The organism is Pseudomonas sp. B7 (assembly GCF_016735645.1).
Classification (GTDB): domain Bacteria; phylum Pseudomonadota; class Gammaproteobacteria; order Pseudomonadales; family Pseudomonadaceae; genus Aquipseudomonas; species Aquipseudomonas glycinae.
This window is the reverse complement of sequence record NZ_JAERRE010000001.1, coordinates 67,384-81,222: the sequence shown is the minus strand read 5'-3', so window position 1 is coordinate 81,222 and position 13,839 is coordinate 67,384. Positions and strand designations below refer to the sequence as shown.

Annotated in this window: 13 protein-coding genes; 4 read left to right on the top strand and 9 right to left on the bottom strand. The window is 59.6% G+C overall.

Features of this window, described 5'->3' with window-relative positions; translation table 11 throughout:
* Positions 1 to 3 precede the first annotated feature (3 nt).
* The 7 genes from JKA62_RS00360 to JKA62_RS00330 all read right to left on the bottom strand — a co-directional run bounded on the left by JKA62_RS00360 (position 4) and on the right by JKA62_RS00330 (position 8,355).
* Positions 4 to 3,648: a transporter substrate-binding domain-containing protein gene (locus tag JKA62_RS00360; RefSeq protein WP_201815705.1), complete on the bottom strand. Its 3,645-nt coding sequence runs from the start codon at positions 3,646 to 3,648 to the stop codon at positions 4 to 6.
* An 8-nt stretch (positions 3,649 to 3,656) separates the two neighbouring features.
* The gene (locus JKA62_RS00355; protein ID WP_011335284.1) at positions 3,657 to 4,283 is read right to left on the bottom strand and encodes a response regulator transcription factor; all 627 of its coding nucleotides are present in this window, start codon (positions 4,281 to 4,283) and stop codon (positions 3,657 to 3,659) included.
* Positions 4,284 to 4,631: 348 nt separating this feature from the next.
* On the bottom strand, positions 4,632 to 5,960 hold the full coding sequence (locus tag JKA62_RS00350; RefSeq protein WP_011335283.1) for a deoxyguanosinetriphosphate triphosphohydrolase: 1,329 nt from the start codon (positions 5,958 to 5,960) through the stop codon (positions 4,632 to 4,634).
* A gap of 68 nt (positions 5,961 to 6,028) precedes the next feature.
* On the bottom strand, positions 6,029 to 7,192 hold the full coding sequence (locus tag JKA62_RS00345) for an EAL domain-containing protein (protein ID WP_011335282.1): 1,164 nt from the start codon (positions 7,190 to 7,192) through the stop codon (positions 6,029 to 6,031).
* Between the two features lie 124 nt (positions 7,193 to 7,316).
* Positions 7,317 to 7,655 carry a hypothetical protein gene (locus JKA62_RS00340; RefSeq protein WP_011335281.1) on the bottom strand — a complete coding sequence of 113 codons (339 nt, stop codon included), beginning with the start codon at positions 7,653 to 7,655 and terminating at the stop codon, positions 7,317 to 7,319.
* Positions 7,652 to 8,038 (bottom strand): phage holin family protein, encoded by a 387-nt coding sequence (locus JKA62_RS00335; RefSeq protein WP_011335280.1) that lies wholly within the window; start codon positions 8,036 to 8,038, stop codon positions 7,652 to 7,654. The genes JKA62_RS00340 and JKA62_RS00335 overlap by 4 nt, the downstream gene beginning before the upstream one ends.
* Before the next feature lie 2 nt (positions 8,039 to 8,040).
* Positions 8,041 to 8,355, bottom strand: coding sequence for a DUF883 family protein (locus tag JKA62_RS00330; protein WP_007955729.1), 315 nt, complete (start codon positions 8,353 to 8,355; stop codon positions 8,041 to 8,043).
* A 318-nt stretch (positions 8,356 to 8,673) separates the two neighbouring features.
* Between JKA62_RS00330 and JKA62_RS00325 the strand changes: the two genes are divergently transcribed.
* The gene (locus JKA62_RS00325; RefSeq protein WP_201815703.1) at positions 8,674 to 9,882 is read left to right on the top strand and encodes an ammonium transporter; all 1,209 of its coding nucleotides are present in this window, start codon (positions 8,674 to 8,676) and stop codon (positions 9,880 to 9,882) included.
* Here the strand turns inward: JKA62_RS00325 and JKA62_RS00320 are convergent.
* On the bottom strand, positions 9,879 to 11,591 hold the full coding sequence (locus JKA62_RS00320; RefSeq protein WP_011335278.1) for a cation:proton antiporter: 1,713 nt from the start codon (positions 11,589 to 11,591) through the stop codon (positions 9,879 to 9,881). The two genes, JKA62_RS00325 and JKA62_RS00320, sit on opposite strands and share 4 nt — an antisense overlap.
* A 190-nt stretch (positions 11,592 to 11,781) precedes the next feature.
* On the opposite strand from JKA62_RS00320, the gene JKA62_RS00315 reads away from it, so the two are divergent.
* The 3 genes from JKA62_RS00315 to JKA62_RS00305 all read left to right on the top strand — a co-directional run bounded on the left by JKA62_RS00315 (position 11,782) and on the right by JKA62_RS00305 (position 13,464).
* A complete protein-coding gene (locus JKA62_RS00315) occupies positions 11,782 to 12,018 on the top strand; it encodes a glutaredoxin family protein (protein ID WP_011335277.1) in 237 nt (78 codons plus the stop codon).
* 165 nt (positions 12,019 to 12,183) lie between these two features.
* Positions 12,184 to 12,501 carry a hypothetical protein gene (locus JKA62_RS00310; protein WP_007955735.1) on the top strand — a complete coding sequence of 106 codons (318 nt, stop codon included), beginning with the start codon at positions 12,184 to 12,186 and terminating at the stop codon, positions 12,499 to 12,501.
* Between the two features lie 69 nt (positions 12,502 to 12,570).
* Positions 12,571 to 13,464: a pseudouridine synthase gene (locus JKA62_RS00305; RefSeq protein WP_011335275.1), complete on the top strand. Its 894-nt coding sequence runs from the start codon at positions 12,571 to 12,573 to the stop codon at positions 13,462 to 13,464.
* A gap of 82 nt (positions 13,465 to 13,546) precedes the next feature.
* Here JKA62_RS00305 and JKA62_RS00300 read toward each other — a convergent pair whose 3' ends face one another.
* Positions 13,547 to 13,768: a YgdI/YgdR family lipoprotein gene (locus tag JKA62_RS00300; protein WP_007955739.1), complete on the bottom strand. Its 222-nt coding sequence runs from the start codon at positions 13,766 to 13,768 to the stop codon at positions 13,547 to 13,549.
* Positions 13,769 to 13,839: the final 71 nt, after the last annotated feature.

The following is a 13,839-nucleotide window of genomic DNA, read 5'->3' as shown; positions in this document are numbered from 1 at the left end:
TAGTTAAGCCCGGGTCACTTTGCTTTGACTGATCCGGTTCAGTTGCTGTTCCAGTGCCTGCTCCAGTTCCAGGATGGCGAGACGGCTGGCCTGGCAGCGACGCTCGATCTCATCCCCCGGCAGCGCTTGCTGACAAGCCTGTTCAAGCGCCTCGCAACTGTCGATCAGGCGCGAGGCCTGGACAATGCGTGCGGCCCCCTTGATCTTGTGGGCGATGATGGCCAGTGCGGGGGGATCCCGGGTGAGGGAGAGGGCCTGCAATTCCTGTCGGTCAAGGCGACTGCTGTTGAGCAGCTCTGCGAGCAGGCGGTGAGTCTGGGAGGGGTTGCCTCCGGTGAGCAGTGTGAGGCCTTGCAGATTGAACACCGGCGCACGGAACAGCGGCTGAACACTGTTGACCCATTCGCTCAGGCTGTTCAGGCTCAGGGGTTTGAACAGGCAGTCGTTCATGCCCGCCTGTTTGCAGCGCAGGATCTCTTCCGGCTGGGCATTGGCGGTGAACCCCAGCACCGTGCAGGCAGGGCGTCGGGTGAGCGTTTCGTGCTTGCGAATGGCCCGGGTCAGATCGTAACCGTTCATGACGGGCATGTTGCAATCGGCGATGACCAGATCGAATTCGCCGTTCTTCCATTGTTCCAGCCCTTGCTGGCCATCTTCGGCGATACAGAAACGATGGCCGAAGTATTCCAGCTGCTGGCACATCAGCAGCCGATTCGCAGGATGGTCATCGACCACCAGAACGGTCAACGGGATGAGGGATGCCTGAATCTTCGGTTCGTCCTCTGCTCTCGCCACTTGTGCAGGCAGGATGACCACCGGCAGCGAAACACTGACTTGGGTGCCGATTCCCGGCAGGCTGCTCAACCGCAGTTTTCCACCCATCATTTCACACAGGTTGCGGCTGATGACCAGCCCCAGGCCTGCGCCGCTGAAGGTTCGCTGCCCGCCGTTGGCGGCTTGGGCAAAGGGTTCGAACAAACGCGACTGATCCTGCGTCGTGATCCCGATGCCGCTGTCCTGTACGGTCAACTGCACCATCGAGCGTTCCGGATCATCCGTGGGTAGAACATCCAGCGTGATTCTGATGTGTCCTGCTTCGGTGAACTTGATGGCATTGCTGATCAGATTCGACAACACCTGCTTGAAGCGCAGCGGGTCGAGGTGAACATCGACATTCAATTCAGGCGGAGAGACGGACACCGCCAGTGAGAGCTGCTTCTGCCGGGCGAGACCTTCGAAGATTCTGACCACCGAGCCCACGGTATCGATCAGGTTGATTCGCTCGGGGGTCAAACTCAGCCGCCCGGATTCGATGCGGGCAATGTCCAGGATGTCGCCGATCAGGCCCAGCAGGTCCTTGGCCGAGTGGTACGCCGTTTCGATGCCGGAGCGATCCGGGTGATTCTGATCCATGCGCTTGAGCGTCAGTTCGAGCATGCCGATCACGGCGTTCATCGGGGTGCGGATCTCATGGCTCATGGTCGCCAGAAACGTACTCTTGGCCCGGTTGGCATCGTCTGCTCGTTCCTTGGCTGCGCGGAGTTCATCGAGCAGTTCGCGGCGTTCACTGATGTCGATCCAGCCGCCAATGATCCCCTGGACTTCACCGCTGGAGTCCCGGTACGGCAGGATCCAGTGATAGATCGTCAGCTGCCGGTTGCCGATCTGCAGCGGCCGGTCAAGCACCAGCGGTCTGCCCTCCGCCATCACCCGTTGATAGTCGGCCTGATATGTCTGGGCCTCGAAAGCATTGTTCAATGCACCCTGCATCACGCTTTTGCCGATGACGTCTTCGCGCCGGGCATTGAACGCCTGGAGATAACTGTCGTTGCAACTTTGCAGAAGACCCTGTCGGTCACGCACGTAAATCGGGTGGGGCGTGCCGTTGACCAGTGAACCCATGAATTCCAACTGGTCATTCAACGCCCGTTCGGCTGCCTTGCGCTGTTTGATCTGACGGCGCATGTAGGCATTCCAGAGCAGCGACAGGAGTAACAGCAGGCAGGCGCCGCCGATCACCTGATAGAAAAAGCGCTGGTATTGGCGCCAGGTGCCTTGCGAAACACTTGAGTAGCCACGCCAGCGCCCGTTGATGATGCCCAGTTCTTCGGGCGTGATGCTCATCAGTGACTTGTCGATGATCGAGCTCAGTTCTGTGTTGTCCCGCGCAGTCGCCAGTGAGAACGCCGCCTGTCGGGTGCCGATGGTGGTGGTGATCTGCAGGGGATGTTCGAAGGTTCGCGATGCAATGAAGTAGTTTGCGATGACCAGGGAGTTCACTGCGCCTTCGACCTGGCCTTCGTCAAGCAGCGCCACGGCACTGAAGGTATCTGGCGTTTCGATCAGTTGAATGCGTGGAAACTCGCTGCGCAGGTATTCGATCATCGGATTGCCCTGAGCGATCGCCAGACGCTTGCGTTTGAGTTGCCCAAGGTGCGTGGGACTGTCGGCGGCCTTTCGGGTCAACAGTACGTATGAATTTTCCAGGTAGGGGCGGCTGAAGTTCAGGGTTTCCTCGCGCTGGGCGGTAGGCAGCAGGGCTGCGATCAGGTCAGCCTGGTGATGCTCGACCTGCTTGATCATTTCGGCGTCACTGCGGCTGCGGCGGATTTCGAAGCGCAGTCCGGTGCGCAACCGGATGAGTTCGAGCAAGTCGGCGCTGATGCCGCGAAAATTGCCGTCACTGTCAAAGAACGTCAGAGGTGCGAACGCTTCGTTGACCACTACCCTCACGACCGAATGTTTTTTCAGCCATTGCTCTTCACGTTTGGTCAGTTGCAATTTCTGGTCGGTCAGAAGTGTGTCGCTGCCGACACTCCAGCGCTTGGCGATGTTTTCGCGCTCGCTGCCCGGTACGGCCTTGAGCACGGTATCGATGATGGCGAGCAGCTGTGGATTGTTGCGATGCACGGCAAAGCTGAAACCGTGGGCCTCGTGCTTGCCGAAATTGGCCATGCGAATGTTGTTCAGGTATCCCTTGCTGATCATGTAGTGGGTGGAAATGGTGTCACCGAGAAACACGTCTGCCTGATCGAACGCTACCGCATTGATTGCGTTCTGATAGGACGGATAGGAGGTGATGAGCGCTTTGGGATACATCGCCTTGACATCGTCCAGCGGCAAGTAGTGATACAGCATGCTCAGCCGCATGCCTGCCAGGCCTTCGGTCAGTGTTCGGGTTTCGCCCTCGCGCGTCACAAGCACCGGTTGATCGATGGCGTAGGGCCTCGACAGCACGATATCGGCGTTCTCTGCTTCAAATCCGTTGGCGGTGCCGAGCATGTCGATGTGACCGTCGATCAATGCCCGTATGGCGGCTTCCCGCGAGGCGAAACGTTTGACTCTAATCGGCAGACCGATCGCCTGACCAACGAGTACGGCGTAATCCGCCGTGAAACCTTCGTAGTCGTGCCCGCTGGCTGTCATGTCGAAGGGCGGATAGTCTGGAGCGGAAGTCCCCAGAATCAACTCATTGCGAGTGTGTGCCCACGCCACCTGCGATGGGTCGAACAAAGCCTGCACCGACCGGTCGGCCGACCGACCAAGCAGGGTGAAGTCTTGCGAGGCGGGTGATGCGGCGGTTGAAGAGGTGCAGAAACCCAGACATGCACTCCATGCAATCAGAAAACTCATTAAACGGCTGGACATGTTGACTCTCACACGAGTGCGTTACGTTTGGCCATTTCGATAAGTTCTACGAGAGACTTGGCTTTGAGTTTTTGCATCAGTCGTTTTTTATAAGTGCTTACAGTTTTGTTACTGAGAAACATGCCTTTTGCAATTTCCTTGTTCGTGCGGCCCTGGGCAAAGAGTTGCAAGACCATAAGTTCCCGGTCATTGACGGATTTGAAGAGTTCCAGTTCTGCATAACGCACGTCATCGTGACGAACAGGGTTCAAGGCCTGGCTGGGAAAATAGTTGTAGCCGGAAAGGACAGCCTTGATCGCACTGACCAGTTCGCTCAGGTCTTCCTGTTTGCAGACATAACCCGATGCACCTGACTGCATGCAACGAATGCCGAACAGGGTCGGGCATTGCGCAGTCAATACCAGCGTCTTGAAGGGCGAACTCATGGCGTTGAAGCGGGCCAGGACTTCCAGGCCATCGAGCTTGGGAATGCTGATGTCGAGAATGATCAGGTCGGGCATGCATTCGCGAACCATCTGCATGGCATCGACACCGTTATCGGTTTCTCCAACGACTTTATAACCTTCATGTTCCAGCAGCATTCGAACGGCAAGGCGGATGACCGGGTGATCGTCGACAATAAAAACGGAGTTCATAATCAAATCCCATACGAGCGCAAATAAAGGGCGAACCTTAGCTCAGATGAATGAACGCTCGCATGAACTGACGGGGGGGTAGTGGCAATCTAGGAGAAATCCTACAAATATAGAGGAATCAGACTACGTGTTAACTGGGTTTGACGTAGGTAGGGACGTGAGATGTTCAAAGTTTGTTCTTGAATAAGTTTATAGATGCCGGCGGGATTTAAAGGGATGAGGCTGAATTGAGTGTTGCTGCTTTTGACTTTGAGCTTCCTGAACAAGTACCAGAAGAAGGGTTTGTAGTTTCGCTTGCGCCTCACCACGCCCGACCGATCCCCTTGCAGATCGGTCGGGCGGCAGGCGTCAAGGGCTGGAGCGCCCGGTCATTTCCAGCGCCATGTCACTGGCGTAGCTGTCGGTCATGCCGGCGATGAAGTCGATCATGCGCAGGAACGACGCGTGCAGAGGACCGTGCGGGTCCGGCGCGTTGTTGCCCAGCAAATCGAGAATCCGGCGGCTCTTGAACGATGGCGTGCGGCCATTGTGCTGTTCCAGGGCGGCACCACAGAAGGCGTTGAGCAAAATCTCCAGGGTCGTATAGGCGCCGATCTCGTGGAGGGTCTTGCGCTTGTCCTGGAAGATTTTCTTGCGGGCGATGTCCTTGGCGTTCAACACGCAACGCTTGGCCGGGCCGTGCATGTGTTCCACCAGATCCCCCGACAGCGTACCGGCCAGCAATGCGTCCTGTTGTTCGACGAAGGCCCGGGCGGCGGCGTTGGTCAGGTGCTCGATGGCTTTGCCGCGCAAGATCGCCAGTTTGCGCCGGCGCGAATCCTGCGGGCCGAGCTGGCGATAGGTTTCCGGCAGATCATCGCCGACCAGACCGAGCAGCAGCGACTCGACTTCGGCGTACTCCAGCAGCTCCATTTCCAGGCCGTCTTCCAGATCGATCAGGGCGTAGCAGATGTCGTCTGCGGCCTCCATCAGATACACCAGCGGATGGCGCGCCCAACGCTGCTCTTCCAGCTGCGGCAGACCCAGCTTATGGGCGATCTGCTCCAGCAACGGCAGCTCGCTCTGGTAGCAGCCGAACTTGTGCTTCTTGTAACCGAGGGAGTCGGCGTGACGGGCCGTCCACGGGTACTTCAGATAGGTGCCGAGGGTGGCGTAGGTCAGTCGGGTGCCGCCGTCGAACTGGTGATACTCCAGTTGCGTGAGCACCCGGAAGCCCTGCGCATTGCCTTCAAAGTTCAGGAAGTCACCGCGTTCGGCGTCACTCATCGCATCCAGCCACCCGCGCCCCGCAGCCTGCTGGAACCAGTGACGGATCGCGTCCTCCCCGGAATGGCCGAACGGCGGGTTGCCGATGTCGTGCGCCAGGCAGGCCGATTGAACCACCATGCCCAGATCGCTCGGCTCGCACCATTCGGGTAGAGCGCGGCGCAGGGTTTCGCCGACACGCATGCCCAGCGAACGGCCGACGCAACTGACTTCCAGCGAGTGGGTCAGGCGCGTGTGAATGTGATCGTTGCTCGACACCGGATGCACCTGGGTCTTGCGCCCCAGGCGGCGGAAGGCGCCGGAGAAAATGATGCGGTCATGGTCTTTATGGAACGGGCTGCGGCCAAGTTCCTGCGGGCTGTGCAACGGTTTGCCGAGACGTTCGCGGTTGAGCAGGGTATGCCAATCCAAGGCTGATTCTCTCCGTCTGGTGACTGATTCCCTAGCTTCCCGGTTCAGGCTGGCATCTGCAAGCGCAACTACAGCCCCGCGGCATCGATGTCGATCAGCAGCAGGCGCTCGCCGTTATCGAAGAACTGCCCGGCAGTCAGGCAATACTGGTTGCTGGTGGCATCGCGATAGGTGTTGGAAAGGGTCAGGCGCCGTTCCTCCCAGCCCTCGGCCAGCAGGTGATAGAAGTAAGGGCGCCACGACCAGTTGTGGCCCAGGTAGCGGTTGTCGGCTACCCAGCCGCTTTGTCGCCATTCCAGATTCGGCGTCAGTTGGGTGCCGTGACGGTCGCACTGATAAAAGCGCAGCAGCCAGGGAAAGGCGTCGAGTTGCGGCAGGGCACTGAGCGGGGCGCGGGCCTGGGCCCAGGTTTGCAGGATGGTCATGAGTTCGCTGAGTTGCTGGCGCATGAACATCAGCTTGCTGCGTTCGGCCAGTTTCTGGCGCACGTAAGACTGGCGCAGCTCGGCAAAGCACTCGACGAAGTCATCCGCACCGAAAAACGCCTCCTGCGCCCGGGCGAACAGAAAACCCTGCACGTAACGCGAACCGCACTCCAGAGCGAAATTGAGTTGCGCCGCAGTTTCCACGCCTTCGGCAATGATCCAGCAGCCGGTTTTTTCGGCCATTTGCGCGAGGGCCTTGACCACATCACTGCTCGGCCCGCCAAGTGCCGCAGCCTGGAACAGGCGCATGTCGAGTTTGAGAATGTCCGGTTGCAGCGCCAGCACTCGATCGAGCTGCGAATAACCGGCGCCAAAATCGTCGATGGCGATCCGGGCGCCGGCATCGCGATAGCGTGCCACGACTTCGCTCAGGCGCTGACTGTTACCGCCGAGTTCGGTGATCTCGAAAACAATCCGTTGCGGGTCGATACCATGCCGGGCGAGCTGTTTCAGGCTCGGCAGTGCCTGGTCGGCCCGCAAGCGACTGATCCAGCGCGGTGACATGTTCAGGCTGAGAAACCAGTCCGGCGGCGCTTCGTGCAGTCGGCTCAGCGCGTTGTCGCGGATTTGCCGGTCCATTCGGCGCAGTGCGATGGCAGGCGTGCGCGGGTCGGCGAACAGCGGTCCGACCGACGCCAGTTGGCCATCGGCCTGGCGCAGTCGACCCAGTGCCTCGACCCCTGCAATGCGTCCGGTGGCGGTATCGATGAACGGTTGAAAGCAGGCGAGCGGTTGCCCGTCGATCACGGGGCCTCCTTGTCGTTCTTGTTCTGGTTGAATTCTGCCGGCCGGATAGGCAAGCGGGATTGAACCTCCGGATAAGAGATTCAATCCCGCCGGTATTGCAAGAATGCAGCCAGATGCGAGGGGATCAGCGCTTGCTCGAACTCTGCATGACCAGCTTGATCAGCGGAGCGAGGCTGCTGCCCAGGCGGATCAGTCGGGTCAAACCGCCGACGCCACCGCTCTTTGCCCCTTTACCTGTGATGAAACCCAGTAGCGTCACAGCCGCCATGCCCCACAACGGCGCGTGCTTGATGCCGAAACCGCCTTGCAGGTTTTGCGTCATGCCACGCATGCGTTGCAGAGGTTGCAGGACCTGGCCGGTTTCGTGGCGGATTTCCTGACGATGCATTTCCATGCGCAAACGGATCAGTGCCTTGCGCATTTCCCGGCGTGAGCTGTTGTGCGGAAGTTCAGGCAGGCTCATGGCAGCAGGCGCTCCCGGTCATTGGCCAGTTCTTCCAGCGTGCCGTGGAAGGGCGAGGATTCATCGAAGATTGCGGCCTTCAGACGCAGCGCACAAAAGATTGCCGCCAGGGTGTAGAACACGCACAGACCAATGATTGCAGCCAAGCGATACGTATCCCAGAACACGATCAGTACGAGGGTCGACAGGCCGACCAGCAACAGCAGCGCAAACACCAGCGCCAGGCCGGCGAACAGCAACAGGCTGACGGTGCGTGCTTTCTGTTCCTGCAGTTCGATGCCGAACAGTTCGACGTGGCTGTGCAGCAGGCCGAGAACGGCAGCACCCAGACGACGCGTGGAGGAGGCGGTGCCCGAGTTCGGGCCGGATTCACCGATCGACATGATCAGCGCCGCGTGGCCAGCAGGCCGATCAGAAAGCCGACGCCGGCGGCGATGCCCACCGATTGCCATGGGTTGGCCGATACATATTCCTCGGTGGCGGTGACCGCAGCCTGACCGCGCTCGCGCAGGGTGTCTTCGGTCAGCTTCAGGGTTTCCCGTGCGCGCAGCAGGCTTTCGTGGATCTGTTCGCGCAGCTCGTCAGCCTGATCACCGGCCAGCGTGGCGGTGTGTTCCAGCAAGCGTTCAGTGTCGCTGACCAGAGTCTGGAAGTCGTTCATCAGGATTTCTTGAGCAGTCTTTGCCTTGATGCTGGCCATGGGGGATCTCCGTAAGTGGCGTTCTGAAGCGGTGTTCTGAAGCGTTCGAGTATGAGCCAAGTGTGAAGGTTCAGTACAAGTGCTTGGTACAGCTTTTGCTGTGTCGTGGTGCGTCGACCGGTGGCAGTGCGCTGTTGCCGGGCGCGAAACCGGGCAGAGCAAGGCCCGGATGATGAGGGTTCATGTCAGCCCATCGACCTTGTGCGCCAAAGCGGTTCACCGGACTACCGGATCAGTGATCGCGCAGTCGCAACTTGGTGCATGAAATGTGCGCATGAACCGCTTTGGTGCCTTTTTCAGCCTTGGGTCTGCCTCCTCATGGAAAATCTGCAAAGCGCTGTGGACACGCTGGTTCACAGTTCCAACACGTTGTTCATTCTGATCGGTGCGGTCATGGTGCTGGCCATGCACGCCGGGTTCGCATTTCTGGAGGTCGGAACGGTTCGCCAGAAAAACCAGGTCAACGCACTGTCGAAGATTCTCAGTGACTTTGCGGTGTCGACGCTGGCTTATTTCTTTATAGGCTATTGGCTTTCGTACGGGGTGACCTTCTTGCATCCGGCGGCGGTGCTCAGTGCCGATCATGGTTATGGACTGGTGAAGTTTTTCTTCCTGCTGACCTTTGCGGCGGCGATCCCGGCGATCATCTCCGGCGGCATCGCCGAGCGGGCGCGTTTTGTGCCGCAGTTGTGCGCCACGGCGCTGATCGTGGCGTTCATCTACCCGTTTTTCGAAGGGATGATCTGGAACGGCAACTACGGTCTGCAAGCCTGGCTGACCGCACAGTTCGGCGCCCCTTTCCATGATTTTGCGGGTTCGGTGGTGGTGCATGCCATGGGCGGCTGGCTGGCGCTGGCGGCGGTGTTGCTGCTCGGCCCGCGCAACGGACGCTATCGCGATGGCAGGCTGGTGGCGTTCGCGCCCTCGAGCATTCCGTTTCTGGCCTTGGGGTCGTGGATCCTGATCGTCGGCTGGTTTGGCTTCAACGTGATGAGCGCGCAAACCCTGCAAGGGGTCAGCGGACTGGTGGCGGTCAACTCGCTGATGGCTATGGTCGGCGGCACGGTGGCGGCGTTGATCGTCGGGCGCAACGATCCGGGCTTCCTGCACAACGGCCCGTTGGCCGGGCTGGTGGCGGTGTGTGCCGGTTCCGACCTGATGCACCCGGTCGGCGCGCTGGTGACCGGCGCGATTGCCGGCGCCCTGTTTGTCTGGTGCTTTACGGCGGCGCAGGTCAAATGGCGCATCGATGACGTGCTGGGTGTCTGGCCGTTGCACGGTCTGTGTGGCGTGTGGGGCGGCATTGCCTGCGGGATCTTCGGCTCGACCACGTTGGGCGGACTCGGCGGCGTCAGCCTGATCAGCCAGTTGATCGGCACCGCCCTCGGTGTGGCGGTGGCGCTGATCGGCGGTTTCGCCGTCTACGGTTCGATCAAGGCGCTGCATGGTCTGCGCCTGAGCCAGGAACAGGAGTACTACGGCGCCGACCTGTCGCTGCACAAGATCGGCGCGGTGAGCCAGGACTAGGTTTCCTCATCGTCGGCTCCGGGGTAAAAGCCGTGAAGCAGGCGATAACGATCGATGCGCACCTGATCGACTTTCTCCTGCACCCGGTGCGCGGGAAACCCCAGCAGGATCAGGGCATGGGAACCGAGCATCAGGCTCGACTCCAGCAGTTCCGGCACCACTTCGCTGGCGCCGGCTGCTTTCAGCTCGGCCGACTGGCTGTCGTCCCGGGTGCGCACCAGGATCGGCACTGTCGGGTTGAGACGTCGAGCCTCCTTGAGAACACGCAGGGCCACGTCGGCTTGATCCACAGCAATCACCAGCAACCTGGCGCGCAGCAAACCGACGGCGGTCAGCAGATCGCCGCGGGTTGAATCGCCGTAGTGGACGTCGCGCTCGGCGGTGGCGGCTTCCTGAATTCGCACCGGATCGTTGTCCAGCGCGACGTAGGATTGCCCGGCATTGCGCATGAAGCGTCCGATCGACTGGCCGACGCGGCCGTAACCACAGATCACCACATGCCCGTCGAACCCGGCATTGAGGGCACTGATTTCCTCGATCTGTGCTTCCTGATTGGGTTTGCGGTGCAGGGCGGCGGCGATGCGCGGAGCGGCGCGTAACAGCAGGGGCGTCAGCAGCATCGAGCAGAAGGTGGCGGCGAGCAGCAGAGCACCGAGTTCGGCTGGGAGCAGCCGGGTCTGCTGCATCTGCGCCATCAGGGCGAAGCAGAACTCACCGCCCTGGGCGAGGGCGAGGCCGCTGCGCCAGGCCGTTTCACTGTCGCTGCCGCGCCATTTCACCAACAGCGCCACCACCAGACCTTTGATAACCAGCAATCCCAGAGTCATGCCGATAATCAGCAGGCTGTGGCTGGCGAACAGCTGCAGGTCGATCAGCATGCCGATGCTGACGAAAAACAGTCCCAGCAGAATGTCGCGAAACGGCCGGATATCGGCCTCGATCTGATGCCGGTAATGGCTCTCGCCCAGCAGCATGCCCGCGAGGAACGCGCCGAGGGCCGGAGACAGGCCCAGCAGGTGGGTCAGCCAGGCCGTCAGCAACACAATCACCAGGGCCAGCAGCACGAACAGCTCCGCCGAGCGCGACGCCGCGACTTCCTGGAACAGGCGGGGCAGCAGCCAGCGGCTGGCCAGCAACAAACCGAAGAACAGCAATACGGTCTTCAACAAGGTCAGGGGCAGCGCCCAGTACCAGGCCTGATCACTGCTCCCGGCAAATACCGGCACCAGCGTCAACAGCAACACGGCCACCACGTCCTGGAACAACAGGACGCCTACCGCGTTCTGGCCGTGGCTGCTGAAGATTTCGCCGAGACTGCCCAGCTCCTTGGTCACAATCGCCGTGGATGATAGCGAGAGGCCGGCGCCCAGCAGCAAGGCTGGTGTGGCGGGCATGCCCAGCAACATAAGCACGCCTCCCAGCAGGAGTGTGGTGATCATCACTTGCTGGCTGCCCAGACGGAAAACCACCTGGCGCAGGGCAATCATTTTCGACAGGGAGAACTCCAGCCCCAGGGAAAACAGCAGAAACACCACGCCCAGTTCGGCAAGATCCGGCAGATGTTCGCTTTCATTGATCCAGTCGAATGCCTTCGGCCCGACCATCAAGCCCACGCACAGGTAACCCAGCACAGGCGGCAGGCGCAGGCGTCGGAACAGGGCAATCATCACCAGGGACGACGCCAGAATGATCAGCAGATTGGCAAACACGAGACACTCCGGGACAGGTCAGGCTCTTCAAGCGTAGAGGTAAAAAACACCGGAGCATCGCGTAAATGGCGATTTTGTGGGCTGATTTACATCAGGGTTTTACGAGGGGCGGGATCGAACCCGGAGGGTGGGTCGACGGGCTTTGCGGGCAAGCCTAGAATGGTTACTCGATTTTTGGGGTTGAGCGCACATGCTTCCTGAATGCCAGTTGTTCGGCACCCTGGGGTGCCATTTGTGTGAGGTCGCGGAGGCCGAACTGATGCCTTTTGTCGAGCATGGTCTGCTGGTGGAGCTGGTGGATATTGCTGACGACGAATCGTGGTTCGAGGCCTACAGCCTGCGGATCCCGGTCTTGCGCAGGGTCGATACCGGCGCGGAATTGGGGTGGCCGTTCAACGCCGATCAGGTGGTGGCATTCCTGCGTTGATGGTCTTTTCTCTTCTGCGTTGATGGCGCTCGTCACCTTCGTTCAATCACGGCTTGGCACTTTTCGGGTTATTCGGTTACTGTATGTGTATACAGTAATTGAGTTGGCCTGCCATGTCGTTTCCGGGCATTCGTCAGGGCAAGCCGGATGTCAGAGGGAGCAGTCGTGGTCAATGTCGAACAGTTGAAAAGCAGCGTGAACGGGATGTCGGTTGACGTGGTGCGCGAGGCCGTCCACGAATTGCGTCTGGACGGTCTGGTCACGGAAGGCAAGACTCCCTTCAACAAGCTGCATTTCAATACCTGCTTTGCCGAGATCGAGGCCTTGTTCCAGCGTGCCGGTTATCACAAACAACTGGATGTAGTCGGATATCAGGGGCTTTTGTACGCCTTGTACGATCCGGGCCGTTGGGACGCCGTGGATGTGTTGCGCTGGCTCAAGGAGTTCACCGAAGCGGCGGCGCTCAAATCGATCCCCGCCTGATTCTGCACTAGGTCTGCTGCGCCCGGTGTTGGATAATGCCACTCTGCTTTGAAGCTTCGAGTTCTCCGCATGTCCAACGCACCCACATTTTCCGCAGCACAGAATCAGGCCAGCACGCTGTATCTGCCCCCCGGTAGCTGGCAGACAGTGCTCGACTGCCTGTGTGAGCATTTCAGTGCCATCGGGCGTGATCAATGGCTGGATCGAATCGCCCGGGGCCGGGTGCTCGATGGCCAGGGTCAGCCGATTGCACTGGACTTGCCCTACAAGGAAGGGCTGCGCATTCATTATTTTCGTGAAGTGCCGGATGAAAAGCCGATCCCGGTGGTCGAGTCGATCCTGTATGCGGACGACCATCTGGTGGTGGCCGACAAGCCGCATTTCCTTCCGGTGACCCCGGCGGGCGAATATGTCGAGCAGACGCTGCTTCGCCGATTGATCCGGCGCCTGGACAATCCCCATCTGGTGCCGCTGCACCGAATTGATCGGCACACGGCCGGATTGGTGATTTTCTCTGCCAACCCACAGACGCGGTCGGCGTATCAGTCACTGTTTCCGACACGGCAGATCGAAAAACGCTATGAAGCCATTGCGGCTGCGCTGCCTGGGCTGGATTTTCCGTTGGTACACAAGAGTCGCATGGTCGACGGTGAACCGTTTTTCCGCATGCAGGAGGGGCCGGGTGTAAGCAACACCGAAACGGCGGTGGAGGTTCGTGAAAAGAACGGCGAACTCTGGCGTTACGGCCTGTATCCGGTGACCGGAAAGAAGCATCAGTTACGTGTGCACATGACGGCGCTGGGGGCGAGCATCTGCAATGATCCGTTTTACCCTGAAGTGCTCAAAGACGTTGAAGATGATTACGCCAATCCGCTCAAGCTCCTGGCGCAGGGGTTGCGATTCATCGACCCGGTCACGGGGCAGGTGCGCGAATTTGAGAGCCGGATCACGCTGGACTGGTGATCCGGGTATCGACCCTTTTCTGCCAGACACGAAAAAGCCCGCATATTGCGGGCTTTTCTGTATCCGCTGTCGAACTGAAGACTTACAGCTCTTTGACAGTGCGGATCTGATCCTTGTTGATGCGGGTGTGCTTGCCGTCCAGTTGTTCGAACTCGTAGAAGCCCGAATCTTCATCATACTTGGGGGCGTCGACAGCCTGGATTTCGCGACCGTCATTCAAGGTGATCACTGTTGGCGAAGCGCAACCGGCGAGAGTGGCGAGGCCCAGTGCGAGCATGAAAGTGGCGAGGGTCCGTTGAGTCATGAGTGTGTCTCCGAAGGGAAATTCTTTTGGTTACTGAGCTTGAGACGTATACAAGGCGTGCAAGTTCCTTG

Coding starts and splice junctions, on each gene's coding strand:
- JKA62_RS00360 (WP_201815705.1), bottom strand. CDS start 3,648: ATGTCCAGCCGTTTAATGAGTTTTCTGATTGCATGGAGTGCATGTCTG.
- JKA62_RS00355 (WP_011335284.1), bottom strand. CDS start 4,283: ATGAACTCCGTTTTTATTGTCGACGATCACCCGGTCATCCGCCTTGCC.
- JKA62_RS00340 (WP_011335281.1), bottom strand. CDS start 7,655: ATGAGCCTGCCTGAACTTCCGCACAACAGCTCACGCCGGGAAATGCGC.
- JKA62_RS00335 (WP_011335280.1), bottom strand. CDS start 8,038: ATGTCGATCGGTGAATCCGGCCCGAACTCGGGCACCGCCTCCTCCACG.
- JKA62_RS00330 (WP_007955729.1), bottom strand. CDS start 8,355: ATGGCCAGCATCAAGGCAAAGACTGCTCAAGAAATCCTGATGAACGAC.
- JKA62_RS00325 (WP_201815703.1), top strand. CDS start 8,674: ATGGAAAATCTGCAAAGCGCTGTGGACACGCTGGTTCACAGTTCCAAC.
- JKA62_RS00315 (WP_011335277.1), top strand. CDS start 11,782: ATGCTTCCTGAATGCCAGTTGTTCGGCACCCTGGGGTGCCATTTGTGT.
- JKA62_RS00305 (WP_011335275.1), top strand. CDS start 12,571: ATGTCCAACGCACCCACATTTTCCGCAGCACAGAATCAGGCCAGCACG.
- JKA62_RS00300 (WP_007955739.1), bottom strand. CDS start 13,768: ATGACTCAACGGACCCTCGCCACTTTCATGCTCGCACTGGGCCTCGCC.